18 protein-coding genes are annotated in these 18,891 nt (G+C 44.0%); 5 read left to right on the top strand and 13 right to left on the bottom strand.

Annotation, left to right across the window (positions count from 1 at the left end; genetic code table 11):
* The first annotated feature begins 64 nt into the window (after positions 1-64).
* Positions 65-607: an ECF transporter S component gene (locus H9630_RS05885; protein WP_191714584.1), complete on the top strand. Its 543-nt coding sequence runs from the start codon at positions 65-67 to the stop codon at positions 605-607.
* 58 nt (positions 608-665) lie between these two features.
* On the opposite strand, the gene H9630_RS05880 is transcribed toward H9630_RS05885, so the two are convergent.
* The 8 genes from H9630_RS05880 to H9630_RS05845 form a co-directional block, all read right to left on the bottom strand.
* Entirely contained in the window at positions 666-1,307 is a 642-nt protein-coding gene (locus H9630_RS05880; RefSeq protein WP_191714583.1) for an O-methyltransferase, read from the bottom strand.
* A gap of 129 nt (positions 1,308-1,436) precedes the next feature.
* On the bottom strand, positions 1,437-2,936 hold the full coding sequence (locus tag H9630_RS05875) for a malate:quinone oxidoreductase (protein WP_191714582.1): 1,500 nt from the start codon (positions 2,934-2,936) through the stop codon (positions 1,437-1,439).
* Between the two features lie 351 nt (positions 2,937-3,287).
* Positions 3,288-4,427 carry a mannitol-1-phosphate 5-dehydrogenase gene (locus tag H9630_RS05870; RefSeq protein WP_191714581.1) on the bottom strand — a complete coding sequence of 380 codons (1,140 nt, stop codon included), beginning with the start codon at positions 4,425-4,427 and terminating at the stop codon, positions 3,288-3,290.
* 4 nt (positions 4,428-4,431) lie between these two features.
* Positions 4,432-6,519: a BglG family transcription antiterminator gene (locus H9630_RS05865; RefSeq protein WP_191714580.1), complete on the bottom strand. Its 2,088-nt coding sequence runs from the start codon at positions 6,517-6,519 to the stop codon at positions 4,432-4,434.
* 96 nt (positions 6,520-6,615) lie between these two features.
* Positions 6,616-8,529 carry a PTS mannitol transporter subunit IICBA gene (locus H9630_RS05860; RefSeq protein ID WP_191714579.1) on the bottom strand — a complete coding sequence of 638 codons (1,914 nt, stop codon included), beginning with the start codon at positions 8,527-8,529 and terminating at the stop codon, positions 6,616-6,618.
* 281 nt (positions 8,530-8,810) lie between these two features.
* Positions 8,811-9,917, bottom strand: coding sequence for a sensor histidine kinase (locus tag H9630_RS05855; RefSeq protein WP_225218413.1), 1,107 nt, complete (start codon positions 9,915-9,917; stop codon positions 8,811-8,813).
* On the bottom strand, positions 9,901-10,593 hold the full coding sequence (locus H9630_RS05850; protein WP_191714578.1) for a response regulator transcription factor: 693 nt from the start codon (positions 10,591-10,593) through the stop codon (positions 9,901-9,903). The genes H9630_RS05855 and H9630_RS05850 overlap by 17 nt, the downstream gene beginning before the upstream one ends.
* Before the next feature lie 29 nt (positions 10,594-10,622).
* Positions 10,623-11,204 (bottom strand): VanZ family protein, encoded by a 582-nt coding sequence (locus tag H9630_RS05845; RefSeq protein WP_191714577.1) that lies wholly within the window; start codon positions 11,202-11,204, stop codon positions 10,623-10,625.
* A gap of 338 nt (positions 11,205-11,542) precedes the next feature.
* Between H9630_RS05845 and H9630_RS05840 the strand changes: the two genes are divergently transcribed.
* The gene (locus H9630_RS05840) at positions 11,543-11,770 is read left to right on the top strand and encodes a hypothetical protein (RefSeq protein ID WP_191714576.1); all 228 of its coding nucleotides are present in this window, start codon (positions 11,543-11,545) and stop codon (positions 11,768-11,770) included.
* A 10-nt stretch (positions 11,771-11,780) separates the two neighbouring features.
* On the opposite strand, the gene H9630_RS05835 is transcribed toward H9630_RS05840, so the two are convergent.
* The 4 genes from H9630_RS05835 to H9630_RS05820 form a co-directional block, all read right to left on the bottom strand.
* Positions 11,781-12,134 (bottom strand): ABC transporter permease, encoded by a 354-nt coding sequence (locus tag H9630_RS05835; RefSeq protein WP_191714575.1) that lies wholly within the window; start codon positions 12,132-12,134, stop codon positions 11,781-11,783.
* Positions 12,127-12,552, bottom strand: a complete 426-nt coding sequence (locus H9630_RS05830) for an ATP-binding cassette domain-containing protein (protein WP_191714574.1) — start codon at positions 12,550-12,552, stop codon at positions 12,127-12,129. Before H9630_RS05830 ends, H9630_RS05835 begins: the two co-directional genes overlap by 8 nt.
* A gap of 280 nt (positions 12,553-12,832) precedes the next feature.
* Positions 12,833-13,327 (bottom strand): LURP-one-related/scramblase family protein, encoded by a 495-nt coding sequence (locus tag H9630_RS05825; RefSeq protein ID WP_191714573.1) that lies wholly within the window; start codon positions 13,325-13,327, stop codon positions 12,833-12,835.
* A 248-nt stretch (positions 13,328-13,575) separates the two neighbouring features.
* Complete coding sequence (locus H9630_RS05820) at positions 13,576-14,028, bottom strand: helix-turn-helix domain-containing protein (RefSeq protein ID WP_191715064.1); 453 nt, start codon at positions 14,026-14,028, stop codon at positions 13,576-13,578.
* Positions 14,029-14,406: 378 nt separating this feature from the next.
* Between H9630_RS05820 and H9630_RS05815 the strand changes: the two genes are divergently transcribed.
* From H9630_RS05815 to H9630_RS05805, 3 genes are all read left to right on the top strand, one after another.
* Positions 14,407-14,976 (top strand): YdeI/OmpD-associated family protein, encoded by a 570-nt coding sequence (locus H9630_RS05815; RefSeq protein ID WP_191714572.1) that lies wholly within the window; start codon positions 14,407-14,409, stop codon positions 14,974-14,976.
* Between the two features lie 238 nt (positions 14,977-15,214).
* On the top strand, positions 15,215-16,396 hold the full coding sequence (locus H9630_RS05810; protein ID WP_191714571.1) for a glycerate kinase family protein: 1,182 nt from the start codon (positions 15,215-15,217) through the stop codon (positions 16,394-16,396).
* Position 16,397: 1 nt separating this feature from the next.
* Positions 16,398-17,846 (top strand): SLC13 family permease, encoded by a 1,449-nt coding sequence (locus H9630_RS05805; protein WP_225218412.1) that lies wholly within the window; start codon positions 16,398-16,400, stop codon positions 17,844-17,846.
* Positions 17,847-18,077: 231 nt separating this feature from the next.
* Here the strand turns inward: H9630_RS05805 and H9630_RS05800 are convergent, their stop codons facing one another.
* The gene (locus tag H9630_RS05800; protein ID WP_191714570.1) at positions 18,078-18,854 is read right to left on the bottom strand and encodes an alpha/beta hydrolase; all 777 of its coding nucleotides are present in this window, start codon (positions 18,852-18,854) and stop codon (positions 18,078-18,080) included.
* Positions 18,855-18,891: the final 37 nt, after the last annotated feature.

Below are 18,891 nucleotides of genomic sequence, written 5' to 3'. Positions count from 1 at the left end.
TTTTAACTGGATCAGCCCTCTGCTAATCTTATCTGAAAAAGAAAAGATAGGAAGGTAACCAACCATGCAGAAAACAACCAGCTATTCACCCGCAGCCAATTCCCGTACTTTCGATTTGATTTTAAGCTCTATGGCCATTGCACTTGTCTTTGTCGCTACATTATTACTGAACATCCGTCTGCCGATTGCAGCAAACGGCGGGCTTGTCCACCTCGGAACTGCCATGCTTTTCGTCATTGCCATCTTGTTTGGACCTAAAAAAGGGATGATTGCCGGCGCAATCGGTATGGGTCTGTTCGATTTGGTTTCCGGCTGGACTTTATGGGCGCCGATCACCTTCTTGGCACGCGGCCTGCAGGGTTACCTGGTCGGAAAGATTGCATGGTCAGGAGGCAGAAAAGGCGGCAGCACAGCGTTCAATATTTTAGCCGCTGTCGTTTCGATCCCGTTTATGGTCGCTATTTACTACCTTGGTGAAGCCATCATTTTCAGCAGCTGGATCATTCCAGCCGCTTCGATTCCTGGCAATCTCGTTCAAAACACAGTTGGACTGATCATCGCGATCCCAGTAGCCGTCGCTTTAAAGAAAACTCCGTTTTTTAAATAAGCTTTTATGCGAAGCTATTCAAAAAAGAACGTGTCTGAATATCAGACACGCTCTTTTTTCAGTTCTTTACTTTCGATACGGTCAGGCCGTCCCCTATTGGAATCAATAAGGATTCGAGCTTAGGATGGTTTGCCACGACCTGGTTGAATGCCCTCATCACTTCGGTATGACGGCTCGTTTCAGCTGCGTCATCTGCGACCGTCCCTCTTGCCAATACGTTGTCCGCTACGATTAATGCACCAGGCTCTGCCAGCTTCAGGCAGCCATTCAAGTAATTTTCGTAGTTCACTTTGTCTGCATCGATAAAGAAGAAATCAAACTTCCGGTTTTCTGCGGCCAGTTTGCCGAGGTTCTCTAAAGCCGCACCAGTCATGTACGAAACCTGTTCACCAAACCCGGCTTTCGTTAGATTGCTTTGGGCCAGTTCAGCATACTGTTCTTCAAGCTCCAAGGAAGTCAGCCGCCCTTCAGGACTGTTGAATCCGCGCGCCAGGCAAATGCCGCTATACCCGCCAAGCGCCCCGATCTCCAATACGTTTTTGGCGCCCGCGACCGAAACCAGCATCGTCAGCAGTTTTCCGGATGACGGTGATACGGAAATCGATGGCATGCCTTTTTCTTCAATAGAAGAGATGACCCCTTCCAATACTGAATCTTGTTCAGTGAAAACAGTCTCAATGTATTGATTGATTTTTTTCATGCTCAGAAACTCCTTTTTTGTTAATTTACTTTTTTAACCATGTATAAATTGAATTGTAGCCCTTTGCATTCGCAACTGTCCAAAAAAAGCCCCTTGCATCAGATTTGATGCAAGGGGCTTTGGGTATTATCATATTTCGATTGGGCTTTTTTCGTCCAATTGAAGTGCTTTCGCAGTTGAAGTATGGATTTCCTGAAGGAGATCCGGGTTTTCAGACAAGGACATGCCATACGACGGAACCATTTCTTTAATCTTCGGTTCCCATTCGCCAACATGATCCGGGAAACATCTTTGGAAGATTTCCAGCATCGCATGTACAGCTGTGGATGCACCTGGAGAAGCTCCCAGCAATGCAGCAATCGAGCCATCGGCAGCCGTTACAATTTCTGTACCGAACTGCAAAGTGCCTTTGCCTTTATCCGTGTCCTTGATTACTTGAACACGTTGGCCTGCTACGACTACATCCCAGTCTTCAAGTTTGGCAGTCGGAATGAATTCACGCAATTCTTCTACGCGTTTCTCATTTGACAGCATGACTTGCTGAACAAGGTATTTCGTCAATGACAATTCTTTTGCTCCTGCAGCCAGCATCGTGAAGACGTTGTTCGGTTTTACAGATCCGATCAAGTCCATATTCGATCCTGTTTTCAGGAATTTTGGAGAGAATCCTGCAAATGGCCCGAACAGCAAAGATTTCTTGTTGTCGATAAAACGTGTATCCAAATGTGGTACGGACATTGGTGGAGCTCCGACTTTCGCTTTTCCGTATACTTTTGCATGATGCTGCTCAACGATTTCAGGGTCGTTGCAGACCAGGAACAGTCCGCTTACCGGGAATCCGCCGATATGCTTGGATTCTGGAATGCCTGTTTTCTGAAGCAATGGCAAGCTTCCGCCACCGCCGCCGATAAAGACGAAGTCAGCGTTATGGTATTCAATTTTATCGTTTTCAAGGTCCTGCACTTTCACTTCCCAAGTGCTGTCACTGCTGCGTTTAATGTCTTTTACGGCATGTTTGTAATTGATTTCGACTTGCTCTTCTTTCAAGTGGTCAAACAGCATTTCCGTCAAAGCGCCAAAGTTGACGTCAGTCCCGGAGTCGATTTTTGTAGCAGCAATCGCTTCACCAGAAGGACGGCCTTCCATGATAAGCGGAATCCATTCTTTCAATATTGCAGGATCAGCTGAATATTCCATGCCTTTGAACAAAGGGCTGGCTGATAATGCTTCAAATCGGTTATTCAGGAAACGAACGTTATCTTCTCCCTGAACCATACTCATATGAGGAATCGACATGATGAAGTCCTGCGGATTGCTGATGCGTTTGTTGTTTACAAGGAAAGACCAAAATTGTCTTGAAAGTTGGAACTGCTCGTTGATGTTGATGGCTTTTTTGATGTCGATCGAGCCGTCAGCCTGTTCCGGTGTATAGTTAAGCTCACAAAGTGCAGCATGTCCTGTTCCTGCGTTATTCCATTCATTGGAACTTTCAGACCCTGCTTTTTCAAGCTTTTCAAATACTTTGATGTTCCAGTCTGGTGCCAATTCCTTAAGCATAGACCCTAAAGTCGCACTCATGACGCCAGCACCGATTAAGATGACGTTTCTTTTTTTCTGTAGGTTGTCCATTATAACCTTCCTTATCCCGTATATTTGCAAATAGGTGCAGCTTGCTCCTGATCAAATAATACAAAAAGCCAGGTACAACCAAAAAACACACCTTTTCTGCTTCAATTATATAATTATATCATATTTCCGGATTATACCCATTTGATTTTGCCTGTTTATTATACCTCAAGTGCTAAAGCTAAAAAAGAAAGATGCCCGTTTTAAGAGGAATTAAGCCTGAAAAGCCCAAATGCAGTCATTCTCCAGAATGTCAGCATTTGGGCTTTCTTTTATAAAGCGGCTATTGTATCTTTTCAGCACACTATAGAATCTATTTTGTTATGGAAATCCAGCTTTTATTGACACCTATTGTCAGCCTTGTAATGTCTTATACTGACGCACCACTTCTTTGGTTATATCGCTGTCTTCCGACAGGCCACTGATTGTTTTCAGGACACCTTCTGGACCCGTTTCACGGATCATCTCTTGTATCTTCATTGCCTCTTCATCTTCTGGATGGTCGAACAATAGCGCAGCTGCAATTGCCTTGGCTAAATGCGTGTAAGGCAAGCCTGCTTTTTGCGCCTGCGTTGCCGGACGGATCAGGCGGTCTTCAGGACCCAGCTTCCGGATAGGTGCACGTCCCACTCGGGTGACGCCGTCGTTGAGGTAGGCATTTTTAAAACGCTCAATGTTTTTATTGATGTAAGCGAGATGCTCTTCTTCATCAAGGCCGTATTCCTTCACCAAGTACGCCCCGGTTTCTTTCAGCGTTTCTCTTACCTGCGTGACGATTTCCTCATCAGCCAAGGTTTCGTCGATCGTCGATTTTCCTGCCAGATAACCAAGATATGCAATGACGGCATGTCCTGTATTCACGGTAAACAACTTCCGTTCGATGAACGGTGCAAGGTCTGCCACCATTTTCATGCCCGTTACCTGTGGAATGTCTTCTGCCGTTTCCACGACCCATTCGTAATACGGTTCAACTAAAACGTCCAATGAACTTTGATCCTGTATCGGCACAATGCGGTCAACGGCTGAGTTGAAGAAATAGACCTTTCCTTCCAATTGGTTCTTCGTCTCTTCATCAAGATTATCCAGTATATGCTGTTTCAGGATATCCGTTGCGCCAATTTGATTTTCACAAGCGATAACGTAGAGTTTGTCATCTGTTGCTGCCACACGTTTAGCCAACCCGCGGGCGATCAGCGGTGCGATTCTCGGCAGGATATTCGGGCCGATCGCTGTGGTCAAATACGTAGCCTGTTGGATTGCTTCAATGACGTCATCTTCATGTGTCATGTTGTTGATGCCTGAAACATTTCCGATGCTGATCGTTTCTTCCTGTGATTGAGCAAGATTCACCTGGTAGCCTTTTTCTTCATTGAGCTTATTGATGACTTGTTCGGCCACATCCACGAAGGTCACGTGATAGCCTGATTCGGAAAATAAAGCCCCAATAAATCCTCTGCCAATGTTTCCTGCTCCAAAATGAACGGTTTGTCTCATCTAATCATCCCTTTATCAAATTATTTTGTAGATAATCCAAGAAAATATGCTCGAGCTTCTGCCGAATTGCCTTTTCATTGGAAGATGAAAAAATCATCCTCGATCCATCACTTTCAATGAGGCTGGTGCTGATCAAACTGAGCACTTCCTGCTCTTTGGCCGTCAGCTTTTCAGGAGCCAGCATGAGCAGCAGGTTCTTCATCTGCATGTCTTCTCCATCCATCCCTTTAACGGTAAGGGGCACCTCCAAATGGATCACTTGAAAGAGCAGCTCTTGAACCGAATCTTCTCGGCAATGGAAAAGCGCCATATGGGTATCCGGAATGCCTAATCCGCCTTTCTTCTCCCGCTCTTTCAGTTCCAGCATGGCCGCGGCTATATCCGTTAGCAATCCAGCCGCTTCGGCCATTTCAACCACTTCCTGCAACACTTCCCAATGATCTTTTGCCAACGGTGTGTGGATGACTTTAAAATTGGCCAGGATCGCTTCCATGCTGCTTTGTACTTCTTTTATTTCCCGCAGCATAGTTTGTATAGTAGGCTGGTTGCTAGCGGCTTGTGCTTCGGGCAAATCTTTAGGATTCAAATAATGCTTGTTGCTGGTTAGCTTTTCCACGTTATTCTGCAAATAGCTTTCAATATAGCCGATATCCCTGTCACTCAGCAAAGGGCTGACCATAATATAATCGACTTCGGCAACAGGCAGCCGGATTGTCGAGATTACCAGGTCGTAATTTTGAAAATGCGTTTTTTGGAAATCATTGAGCGATAGCACTTCCACTGAATTGATTTCAGGGAGCTCTTTTTGGATCCGGCTTGCGAGCATCTTGGAGGTCCCGATGCCTGTCGGACAAATAACGACTGCATTAATCCGAACCTGCTCCTCGTTCATCAGTAAAGCCGAACCGAAATGCAGGACAATAAAGGCTGTCTCATCTGCGGAAAACGCCAAGTCCTTGAATTCATTTTCCAACCCTTGCTTGACCGCCATAAACAATACCGGATATTTCCGTCTGATTTCGTCCGTCAAAGGATTGAACGATTCAAGGTGCTGCTTTAAACGAAAAATGGAAGGACCCATATGCGCAAGAAGCCCTTGATACAACGAGAAATCATTCACCAAGTCGACATGCAGCTGCTCCGAAACATCGAGGATCAGGTTTTTGATCAGACGCCCAAGCAGTACATTGTCATAATAGGCCAAGTCAGCCTCCTGTACTTTCGAGCCTTTTAAAATCACCGATAAAAAATGGACATCGGCCTTACTTAGCTGGATGCGCAGACGCTCTTTCAATTCATTGCAAATCTCTTCCATCAATTGGTACTCATTGCCGGAATCATTTTCGATTCCGTCTGCCTGATCCAGCAGGAATCCGGCCTGTGTCCGCTGAAGAGCCAGGCAACTGTAAACGACCAGTCCCATATAATCGCTATCCGCCAACCGGTTTTGTTCTTTATTGATTTTTCGATTCACCAGTTCATCGACAGCAGCCAGGTAGTCCGGCGAAAAATAACTAAGGATTTTCTCTTCCTGCTTTTTCCCTTGTTGAAGAAAATACAGGCATTCGACCATTTCTTCATAAAAATAAGCGAGAACATAATTGCTTATGGCATGGCGTTTGTTGGCTTCCGTGCCCTCTACTTCCACTCCGACGCCTCTCGTTATCGACACTTCAATAAAGAACTTCTGCAACCATGTGGTTAAATCCTCCAAATGAGCCGTTAAAGTAGCTGTACTGATTCCCAATTGGCCGGCCAGCACCTGTTTTTTAAAAAAGGGGCCTTCCTCCATTAAAATGATCAGCAATTTCAGCTTTCTCTCTTCGGGAGTTTCATCTGCCGGGCTGACGCTGATCAAATTTTGTATCAGCCGGTAGACCTGTTCGTTTTTCCCTGCAATAAAAAGACCTTCTTCTGCCGTACGCTGGACGGTTAAATCAAAATCCTTCAGCATTTTTCCGATTGATTTTAAATCCCGTTGGATGGTCCGGGCACTGACGGCCAAATAGGAAGACAGCGATTGTACGGTATGCTGGCCCGAGGTCCTGACAATCAATTCGATAATGGACTTTTCCCTAAATGTGATAAACATTCATCTCACTCATTTCACTTTAGAATGCCTTCTGCCGGACCCGGAAATGTAAATAGAACAAAAAGGCAGGAATCCCCGCCTTTCCATTGTCGCTATTTAATTGCTGTTGATGATGGCGATTAACTCTTTGGCTGATTTAGCATTCACCAATTGGTCCACGTTTTCCTGTTCAGCGCAAATGACGGCGATTCCTGAAAGGATTTCCAAATGCGTGCCGTCTTTTCCGGCGATGCCGAAAATCATTTTTGCACTTTCTCCATTAAAGTCTACTCCATTTGGCACCTGAACAACAGTAAAGCCTGATTTAAGAACAGATTTCTTGGCTTCTTCCGTGCCATGCGGAATGGCGACGTTATTGCCCATGTATGTTGTCGTGATTTCTTCTCGTTTCATCATTTCATCTACATAGGACTCTTCGACATATCCGCCTCTGACCAATGCTTGGCCTGCAAATCGGATCGCCTCTTCTTTCGTCCGGAACTTCTGCCCCAAATAGACGTTTTCCTCCAACAACAGCTGGTCGTCTTCCGCTGCATGTGGAACCACCGCTCCACTTTCTTCAACCAGCTCGGGTTGTTCTTCCGTTCCACTATTTTGCAGACGATCAATCAATGCATCGTACTCAGGACTCGACAGGAAATTATCAACAGAAATGTGGTAAGCATCCGGAACCTTGCTTTCAGCACGCGGCGTCAATTTTTCCTGCGTAATGACAATTTGAGAATCTGTTGGAATTGTGCTGATGGCCGTATTGGTCACCGTTACGCCCAATCCCGCTTCTTTTACCTTTTTGCGCAAAAGCGAAGCACCCATGGCACTCGATCCCATCCCAGCATCGCAGGCAAAGACGATTTTTTGCACATTTTCCGGAAAAGCACCGTTGCCAGCAGTTGCGGGCGACGTTATTTCCCGGGAAATAGAACTCTTTTTGCCTTTCATTTGTTCCATTTTCTTCGTTGCTTCTTCCATGTCTTCATCTGTCTGTTTGCTTGATTTCAAGACTACTGCTGAGATGAGGAATGAGACGGTTGTTGCCACAATGACGGCAGCAAAGTTCGCTACATATGCCATTCCTTCAGGCGGTGTCACCGCTGCAATAGCCAAAATGCTTCCCGGGGAAGCCGGTGCGACCAGTCCGCCGCCCATTAAGACAAGCGTAAACACTCCGCTCATTCCGCCGAAAATGACAGCCAGCAATAACATCGGCTTCATCAATACATACGGGAAATAGATTTCATGAATTCCTCCGAAGAAATGAATGATAGCCGCTCCGGGAGCGGATTGTTTTGCGATGCCTTTGCCGAATAACATAAATCCAAGCAAGACTCCAAGACCTGGCCCCGGATTGGCTTCAAGCAAGAACAGGATTGATTTCCCGGTTTGTTGAACCTGTTCGAGTCCGATAGGCGTTAACACACCATGGTTGATGGCGTTATTCAAGAACAAAATTTTCGCCGGTTCGATCAATATGCTGGTCAGCGGCAAGAGTCCAGCCGCCAACAACCAGTCCACCCCTGAAACAAGAACTGAGGTAAACGCACTTACAGCCGGCCCTACGCCAGAAAATGCAAGAAGGGCAAGTGCCCCGCCCAAAATACCGGCAGAAAAGTTATTGACCAGCATTTCAAAACCGGTCCGGACTTTTCCTTCGATCAATTGGTCAAACTTTTTGATGACATAAGCTCCCAGAGGCCCCATAATCATGGCACCCAGGAACATCGGTGTATCAGGAGCTCCGACAATGACGCCCATTGTCGCAATCGTCCCGACTACTCCACCCCGCTGGCCATGAATGAGTCTACCCCCTGTATACCCGATCAACAGCGGCAACATGTAGTTGACCATTGGCCCTACTAATGAGCCGAATTTTTCATTCGGGAAAAATCCGGTTGGAATAAACAACGCCGTGATCAATCCCCAAGCAATAAACGCACCAATATTCGGTAAAACCATGGAGCTCAAGAAGTTGCCGAACTTTTGTACCCGAACTTTCATTTGTGAATCGTTCATGTGATCCTCTCCTTTTAAGTTTTTAGGTAATTACTCTAAACGGATAAGCGCGACTGCCGTTGCAACTCATTTAATTAAGACGGTCGCTTTCTAATTTTTCACTTCTTATGATGTTCCTTTATCATAGCGCTTAAATGGAAGCGTATTCAATAATAAGGAAAGTCAACTTTGTCGGGCTTGTCGTGACAAGCTTGTTGTTTTACAGAAAAAGACCGCCCTTTCGCCTGAAGCATGACGATAGGACAGTCTTTTTTCGTGGTTTTTTGCACCGATGCAAAGGTTTACTCACTCTTTTTAGGAAGCGTGACGACAAAAGCAGTTTTATCGAATGCACTTGTTGCGTGGATCTGGCCATCGTGCAGATCCAAGATGCTTTTTACGATAGCTAAGCCTAATCCTGAACCGCCTGTAGACTGGGAACGTGATTTTTCAACCCGATAGAATCGTTCAAACAAATAGGGCAAATCGCTGCTTGGAATGGGTTGGCCGTAATTCGCAATTTCAATTTGAATGAGATTTTCTGATTCGGTTGCTGACAGATCGATATACTTTCCTTGTTTGCCGTAGCGGATGGCGTTTTGAATCAAATTTTCAAACACCCTGGCCAATTTTATTCCTTCTCCCATAACAAAGGGGTTTTCTGTGAATGCACCGTGCTGCCGAAGTTCCATACCCGCTTCTTTCAGTTGGAATTGAAACTGGACGGCTAATTGGTTCAGCATTTCTTCCAAATTAATCGGTACTCGATTGATCAGTGCCTCTTTATTCTGCACCAAGGTGTACTCGAATAAATCATTGAGCAACTGGTTGAGCTCGTGGGATTTCTGATGGATGATCTGAATGTAATACCTAAGCTCCACTTCACTTTTATACCGATCTTCGTTGATCAAGTCCAAGTAGCCGACAATGGATGTTAATGGTGAGCGGAGATCATGGGCCACATTGGTGATTAAATCATTTTTTACTTCAGCTGCCTTTTTTTGCTCGTTTTTCGCTTGGTCCAATTGCAGAAGGAGCTGATTTACTTTTGCGGCTAATTCTCCTATCAGTCCATCGTCTTCCATTGTCATTTCCTGAGCAAAGCGTCCGTCTGCGATGCTTTCCATTTCACCCATCAACTTCTTCATCATGCTTTCTGTATAGTTCTGCCGTTCGTAAAGATAAAAAAGAGATAAAAACAAAGTAAAGGGCAGAATACACAAGATGATGAAAGGCACTAAACCAAACGTGCCGCTTAATTCGATGAACTGTGCGATACGGGAAGATTGAGTTTCCAGAAAAAATAAGGCATAGAGAAGCATTTGGGCTGTTCCCGCTGTCAATAAGAGTGCCAGGACAACATACAACAGCAATTTCCAAACGGGAATAAATTTAATGACTTTTTTCAATTTTATAGCCTACTCCCCAAACAGTTTGAATCAGCGCATCCCCGGGACTGGCTGCCTGCATCTTGTCCCGAAGATTCTTAATGTGCACCATGACTGTTTTATTTGAACCCATACTGTCTTCCTGCCACAATTGCTTAAAGATTTCCTCCGAACTGAAGACAGTGCCTTGATTTTTAGCCAGCAAATAAAGGATATCGAATTCACTGGAAGTCAATTTGATTTCTTTGCCATGGATACTGGCCTGATGGCCTTTTTTATCGATGATCCAGGAACCGATCTGGAGGCTTGCATGCTCTTTGCCGGACGGAATGTAGTTTGCGCGCCGAAGCAAGCCTTTTACCCGGGCATTCAATTCCAACGGATTAAACGGTTTCGTCATATAGTCATCGGCGCCTGTCATGAGGCCCGTGATTTTGTCCATGTCCTGCACTTTGGCGCTCAGCATGAGAATCGGCACCTGGCTGTCGCTCCGCACTTGCCGGCAGAATTCCATGCCATCCATGCGGGGCATCATAATATCCAAAACGATCAAGTCGACAGGGACACGATCGATGACTGCCAACGCCTCTATCCCATCCTGCGCCTGAAGGACAGAATATCCTTCGTTTTTCAGATAGATCTCTGCCAGCCTCGCAATATCACGGTCATCGTCCACAATTAAAACAGTTTGGCTCACTTTCGTTCCTCTCCTCTGCAAAATCCGTCCTAGCGATTTATTCCAGCTCTTTTTTCCAAGCTGAATTTATGGAAAACGGATTGAGCCAATGAAATTTTCGAAACTTTTCTTATTAGTAAAAACCCTATCACAGCGCCTAATGTATTCGCAATCAAATCATTTATATCTGTACTTCTTCCGCTTCCGAGCAAGATCCTAATCACTAATTGAGTGAGTTCGAATGATAAGCTGACATAAAACCCAAGGCGAGCCGCCTGTTTAATAGATTGGATTTTCCGGTTCAAAAATGGCAGGTACATGCCGAATGGCACCAGCATGATGACGTTCAACACAAAAGTCTTTACATCAATCGTTAGAATCGGAATAAAGTTAGCCGCTTTATACCATGGGGTCAGGTTGCGGTATTCACCCAGATTCACTTCAATCGGAAAAATCACCAAATGCAGCATACTCAATAAATAAATGGCGAAAGACAGCACCAGCGTAAATTGGCCCATTCCATAATAATTCCTTTTGAAAAAGGTGGAAACCAGCAAATAGATCAGAAAAATCAAAAATAACGGCAACAAAATGGAACTCGAATTGATGGTGAAGATGATGGAATCATTCATATTTCTTCCTCCTAGCAGTGATTATGTTATTCGCCTTGTAGCCGGCATGCCTTCTTTCAAAGGATAACTAAAGTATAATCAGCATTTTTAAAGTTTTTCTTAAGAAAAGAGAAAGGATTAGTTAATGTTGAAAATAAAAAAAGAAGCAATTCTTTATGATTGATGTGTTTTTGGATCGGCCAATTTATGGAGATCACTGGAATGTAAAACCTCAAAGCATTCTCATTCATGTTTTCTTTTAAAAATTTTGCCTTACGGCTCTGCCTACCACCAAAGTCGCTGCAAAGAATCCAACAATTCCAAGCAAAAGAGGGACAGCTGTATAGGAGAGCAGATTGGTGCCTGCCGGATCGACAGATGAAGACAAAAGCGCCACGATTAAAACCGAGGAGACGATCGTCACCGGAACAGAGTACTTCATCATGCCAAAAAACAAGGGGATTAATGATAAACCGGCACAAGCAATAGCTATAACGATCAGGTGGATGGCGTATTCTCCCAGCAGAGCGGACGGTAATACAACCGGAGTGAACGAATACATCCCATTAAAAATGGAAAAGCTGTAAAACACAATGATCACCGAAGCGATGACGAAAAAAAAGTCAGCAAACTGATGATGATCAGCTTAGCCAGCAGCAATTTCTTTCGGCTGACCGGGTACATAAATAGGACGGTAATTGTTTTATTTTTAAATTCTTCAATGATCATAGTAGATAGCAGGACCGAGGCATAAATGACAAAAGCAGCGACTACGAGTAGTTCAATCAGCATCATGATGTCTTCAGCACTTGAAAAAAACTCTTCTACAGCGTCCGGCTCCGTCCCCAACAACAAGAGCATGCCGACAATCGCCGCATTGATCAAAATGAATGCTAAAGCGATCCCCGGCAAATTCATTCTTTTCATTTCCAATTTAATCAGATTAAGCATGCGAATCGCCTCCCTCTATGAGCTGCAGGAAATAATCTTCGAGAGGCTGCTTTTTATCATTGAGCGCACCGATTTTGACTTGGCTTCGGACCATCGCCTGGATAACGTCATTCTGTGTGAGCTGGTCATCATAAATATGAATGGCACCTCTGTCTTCCTTCACCTGAAAGTTCAACGCCTTCAATTCGTTTTCCAGCACAAAAGCCGCTTTTGGATAATCCGCTACGACCAATTCCATGTGGTTGGCATGCGTGCTGCGGATTTCGTCCATCGAAGCTTCCTTGATCAGTTTTCCTTTTCGGATTACCCCGATCGTATCGGCAATATGTTCAATTTCCGCCAGGTTGTGGCTGGAAATCAATAAAGTGATGCCGTATTGCCTGCTGTGAAAAAACGTGCAGCGCCTCATCGCCATCAAACGCAGATATAACCTTATATCCCTCTTTTTGCAGATGGTTTGACACCATCTCATGAATTTGCTGATCGTCTTCAACGAGCAGTATCAATTCGTTCATCGTCATCCTTCTCTCTGAGCAGTTCCATGATATGTTTACCGATAGTTTCTTCTCCTTCACTCCACATGGGAGTCCAGTGTTCCTTTTTTATTGCTTATTTAGGTTCGAGTTTCTGAAAAACAAAGAAAAAGCTGCCGTTGTTTCAGCAACTTTCAAAAAAACTTAATCATCTTTACAACAAGGCTATGCGCCTCCGGAAGCTGCTGCAGCCTGGTCAGCCTTGACGCAGTCAATCGCTACGACAATGGCGATGACCACTTCCTCCATCTCATCATTCAAGATTTGGACTTTATAACTGTCTCCCCAGCTGAACCATTCTTTGTTCACCTGGCCGATCACTTCCCCGTTCTGCAGGATTTGAAAATCCATATCCCACCAGTTCCCACGAATTTCAATTCCAGTTCCATCAATCGTATAGCGGGCTTTGAGCAAGGAAAACTCTTTTTGGATCGTCAACCGCTCCTGTCCGTTTACTTCAACAAAGAATTTCGGCAGAAAACTGAATGTCTTTTTGGTGATGAGCGCAACTTCAGCTCTGGCCATATTCATAATAGAGAAGGTTTTAGGAATCTGCATAAAGCTGCCTTCCACATAATAGACATCCTGCTGTTGCTTATCCTTCACGGTAAATTTGCCGCTTAAACTGAATACCTTTTGTTTGATGTAGAGTTCATTCATCCTAATCGTCTCCTTTTTATCAGACTGAGGATCATATAAAGAAGTGTAGATAACAAACCTTTTCTGCTTCTATTTCGCGTTTTCTTTATTATGTAGGAAAGCCTTTGAAGAAGCACGCGATTTAGGAATGGGGCTGATATTGCCGGTGGCATCCCACATTATGAGTTAACCCATGAAGAGGGCAGTAAGCAGACAAAGAGGAGCCGATTTTCCGGCTCCTCTTTGCTTTTTCATCATGCGGTAATTTCTTAAATGTATTTATCTTTCAAAGAATCTCCGCCAATTCCACCGACCACCATCAAGAACAACGGCAGGAAGTTGGAAATAAACCGTGGTGCTCCTTCCGGTATGACAACGTTTGTCCCAAAGAAATAATTTGAAGCGAGCAGTATAATTTTTACTGCCAATAAAACTACCCCCACCATAAATACCGTATCAAAAAACGTTTTCCACTTCGGGTGAGCCAATTGTTTACTGTCTTGAATCACTTTATCCTTCAACTCCTTATCACTCCTTAATAATTCATCTATCGTGATACCGAACAGATCACTGAGGTCAATGATCACTTCGATAGTCGGATAGTTTTTCCCTGTCTCCCATTTCGAAACGGACTGTCGACTGACATGAATCTTTTCAGCAAGTTCTGCCTGGGACCACCCCTTTTTTTCTCTTTCACTTTTTAATCGTTCACTAAAAATCATGGCATTCATCGCCTTTCCTTATAATTTCAGTATTATGAAGAGACAGAGCAAAGTAAAGCGAGTTCTGGGCGCACTAAGGAGCAACCTCTGCTTGCTGCCTTGGTGAACGATGTATAGCGGAGTTTCAGCAACTCGCAGTTTCTCCCTTTCTTTTACTATACAACCCCAAAAAATAAAGGAAACCAGGTCTCCCCGATTTCCTTAGGTGTGCTATAAAGTATTCCGTTTCGTCATAGTTGGATTTACTATATCTGGAAATTCCAACAATAAGGATTCTTGTCCAGATTACTCCTTTATTAGGCCGATCATCTATTTCATACCAACTTATTTACCCGTTATACTAAAGGCAATTATCTCTGATAAAAAGGAGGGGCCAAAATGGAAATTGAAAATCTGATCGATGTGAAGACCCGGCAGGAACTGAGGGAATGGCTTGCAGAAAATTCCGCAACGGAGAAATTCTGCTGGGTGGTTGTCAGTGTGAAAGAACAGCTTGGAGTCGTTCAATACTTAGACGCAGTTGAAGAAGCCTTATGTTTTGGTTGGATCGACAGCACAAAAAAGAAACTCTCCGAGACAGAGACAGCCCAACGTCTTTCGCCGCGGAAGAAAAACAGCAATTTTACCGAGTTGAATAAAGAGCGGATAAGAAGATTAGAAAAATTGGGGTTGATGGCGGAAAGAGGACGGCGGGTTTTGCCTGATATGCGTCCGGAGTCCTTTGTCATCGATGAGGAGATTGAAGCACGTCTGAAAAAAGAGGAGCAAGTTTATCAAAACTTCCTGAACTTCCCTGAACCCTATAAAAGAATCCGAATCGATACCATCCAAAGTTATAAACATGACCCTGAACTTTTCAATAAAAGGTTGGACAAATTTATTGAACAGACAAAAGAAAACAAAATGTATGGCCAATGGCATGACAATGGGCGGCTGCTTGATTATTGAAAAACACCAAAAATCCAATCCAAATGGTCTGGTTAAGTACGAACTATAAAAGGCTTAAGCAAAAGCCTTTTATAGTTCGTCTTTTTGGTCACTCTCTTATTGTCTTCTTTTTATGGGTTAATTAAATTATTTTCTAGTATTTTACTAATTTCTATTCGAATTCTCATGTTCATCTCATCTTCCTCTCATATTTCACGGGTAGCTTAGAGAGTATCAATGTTTTAGGAGGAGTTTAGAGATGAAAATTGTAATCGTACCTTCTGGTTTTAAAGAATGCTTGGATGCAGAAGATGTGGCAGCAGCAATGGATCGGGGCGTCAGACGTTTTGATCCATCGATTAATACAGTTGTGATTCCAATGATTGACGGCGGTGAAGGATTTGTCAAAACCATTATCAATATAAAAGACGGGATTATCGTTAATAAAAAAGTGACCGGGCCTGTCGGAAAGAAAATTGATAGTTACTTCGGCTTTTACCAAGAGAACGGCAAACGAATAGCAGTTATTGAGATGGCAGCAGTGGCAGGGTTGAAACTTGTTCCCCATGACGAACGGAATCCTTTAAAAACGACAACTTATGGAGTAGGCGAATTAATTGTTGCTGCTCTCGATTTTGGTATAGACCATATTTTGATCGGCTGTGGAGATTCCGGCACTTCAGACGGCGGCGCTGGGATGGCTCAGGCATTAGGCGTCCAATTTTTTGATAAGAAACAACAACCGGTCCAGATCAAAGGAGGAGAAGATTTACTGGAAGTGGACTCTCTTCTTGCAGCAAATGTAGATAGCCGGTTGAAGAATATATCCATCGATGTCGCATGTAATTGGAAGAATATTTTATGCGGAAGAAAAGGTGTAGCGCGCGTTTTCGGACCACAAAAAGGAGCAACTCCCAAACAGGTGGATGTCTTATCCTCAGCATTGGAGCAATATGCGGGAGCTATACAGAACGAAACAGGATTAGATGTCCGTTCATTGCCAGGGAGCGGTGCTTCTGGAGGATTAGGGGCAGGACTTCTGGCATTTACCAATGCAATCCTGCATCCCCGCTTCGATATCATTATGGATTTTATCAATATAGAAAAAGAAATTTCAACAGCAGATATCGTATTTACAGCAGAAGGCAGCTTGGACTTCCAGACGCCGAACGGAAAAATTCCATCGGAAGTGGCGCGAATCGCCAAAACAAGCCATATTCCGGTAATTGCAATTACGGGAACCATCGGAGAAGGAGCAGAATTAAACTACCAGGCAGGGATAGATGCCTACAGCAGTATTATTCAAAAACCTGTTTCAATGGAATCGGCTATGATAAATGCACCGAAATGGATCGAGGAAAGCACTTACTCCGCATTGCGGAAAGTAGCCATCGGCTGGAGGATGACTGATCAGGGCATATTAAAGAAGGTGTCCCTCTAAAATGATGAAAGGATTCGAAAATCATCTTAAAAAAGAGCGGCTGTTAACTGTAAGAAATTCTTTATACTCGAAGCCGGCAGTTCTTGCTGGCCTCCATGTCTTCTTTTTCTTAGCTATATTGTCAATCGATACTCTGGACTATCCGCCAAAGGTTGCTTTATTCGCTTTCCTGTCAGCGATGACGCTATGGGTTACTACGAAAATGCCAGCTGGATTTGTTGCCATTTCACTTATTGGATTCGTTATTATTATGAAGGCTGCCGAACCGGATTTGCTGTATACATCCCTTTCAGAACAAGTTATCTGGTTGATGATCGGCTCTTTTATTATTGGAAATGCCGTCAAAGAGTCTGGATTAGCAGAGAGGTTAGTAGTCATTATCTTGAGCAAATCAAAGAAAAAAGGAAACGTGCTGGCGGGCATAAATGCTGTTATAGTTGCGACTGTGTTTTTTATCCCCTCCACTTCCGGTCGGGCAGCATTAGCTATGCCGATCATCAATCAACTAAGCAAAAAATATACGGAAGAAGAACAACGTGTCTTGGTTCTGTTAGCGCCGCTGCTCATCTTAATGAGCACTTCCGCTACTTTTATCGGAGCCGGTTCACATTTAATCGGTATTGGGCTGCTTGAAAGTACAGCCCAGCAGTCCATTTCTTTTATCCAGTGGTTCATCTGGGGACTCCCTTTTGCCATCGTGATGACGATTGTTTCCTTTTTCGTTGTGAAATGGACGCTTTGGCCAAAAAATGGAGGGGAACTGCTGGAAAACAGCCAAATGGCTGAACGTTCCGAAGTGAAAAAACGAATGAATCCAATAGAAAAAAAGACATTACTCGTGTTGGTTTCTTTGATTGCATTTTGGATGACGGAAAGCATTCACGGCTATGACATTGCTTTCGTGGCAATGGTCGGTGCGATTTTTGTCATGGCACCAACCTACGGTATTATTAGCTGGAAACAAGGAATGAAGTCTGTTTCATGGAATTTGATCATCTTTGTGGCCGCAGCGGCAGCATTGGGGAAAGTGTTAGTGGATACAGGAGTGGTCAAATGGGTGGAAAAAGAAATGCTGTTCTTTCTCCAGCTATTTGCAGATGCTCCAGATTGGCAGATTGTGTTGGCTATTCTGCTCGTATCCGTGACAAGCCATTTATATATTACCTCACATACCACTCGTGCCATCGTCTTTATCCCAGGTTTCTTGCTGTTCAGTGAAGCAATCGGGGCAAACCCATCTACCGTGGTTTTTTTAAGTTTAATCGGCATGAACTATTGCGTAACGTTCCCTGTCAGTTCAAAAGCATTGCTGCTCTTTTATGAGGATGAAGAAAACTCATACGATGCAAAAACTCTACTGAAAATCAGTTTGCTGTTAATGCCGATTTACATCGGCGTAATGATGCTGTTTTATTTTTCTTATTGGCAATGGACCGGGCTGCAATTGTAAAAGGAGACACCAAACAAACTCTTCCGGAATCAAGTAAAATATTAACCGATTAACGGCATCCAATCCATATGGCAGAACTGCATCCTTAAGCTCACTCAACCATCCCACCCGAAAATGATGATTTTTGCTAATGAAAACTCAAGCAAAAGTTAAGACTGTTGAAAAGAACCAACTTCTTTTCAACAGTCTTTTCAATTTTATCTCTTCATTTCTAGTTAATTAGAAATTATGTCATTTCTGAAGTTTTTCTCCGGCTTCCACTGAAAGCGTCTCTTCAACAAACTGAATGGCCTTGTCGACGACAAAATCCAGTTCATGGTCCATAGAGGCAATATGATACGAGTTTTGCAGTTCATATTTATAGGTGTTTTCTGATTGAACTTTAGTAAGAATATAGTCTGTGTTGCTCGGCGGGACAACATGATCTTCAAGCGATTGGAAACAAACGACCGGACAACGCACGTCCGAGAGTTTAGCATCAACCGCATTCATATAATGCAATAATTGGTGATACGCTTTCACTGGCGCCTGCTCATAAGTGATTTCCACTGCATCCTCTTTCTTGATGTCCGGCTGGCCTTCTGTAACATAAGTGGAAGATGGTTGAGTGCGGTATGTTTCAAACGCAGGGATATTGATCGCCGGATTGATCAGGACAATTCCTTCAATGTCGAAGTGGCGGCTGGCCAAATCCAAACTCAAGGTCCCGCCCATCGATTGCCCGATGACGATAACGCTGGAACATGTCTGTCGCAGTTCATTATAGGCCTCTTCTATCCGCGCGAACCAATCATCGCAGCCAAAATGCTCAAGGTCTTTGAAGTGCGTGCCATGGCCTGGAAGTCTAGGACAAGAAACTGTATAGCCACGTGCAGCTATGGCCTCGCCCAAATCCCTCACACTTTGCGGCGTGCCTAAAAAGCCGTGGCACAATAATATTCCCGTGCTAGTGCCTTTTAGAAAAAATGATTCAGCTTGTGGGATGACCGGATGTCGTTCAGCAGCCATTTGAATCCTCCTTTGCCTGTTCTAAAGCTATATTTTG

Source organism: Planococcus wigleyi, assembly GCF_014836985.1.
GTDB lineage: Bacteria > Bacillota > Bacilli > Bacillales_A > Planococcaceae > Planococcus > Planococcus notacanthi.
The sequence above is the reverse complement of the archived record's forward strand: the minus strand, read 5'-3'. Positions and strand labels throughout refer to the sequence as shown.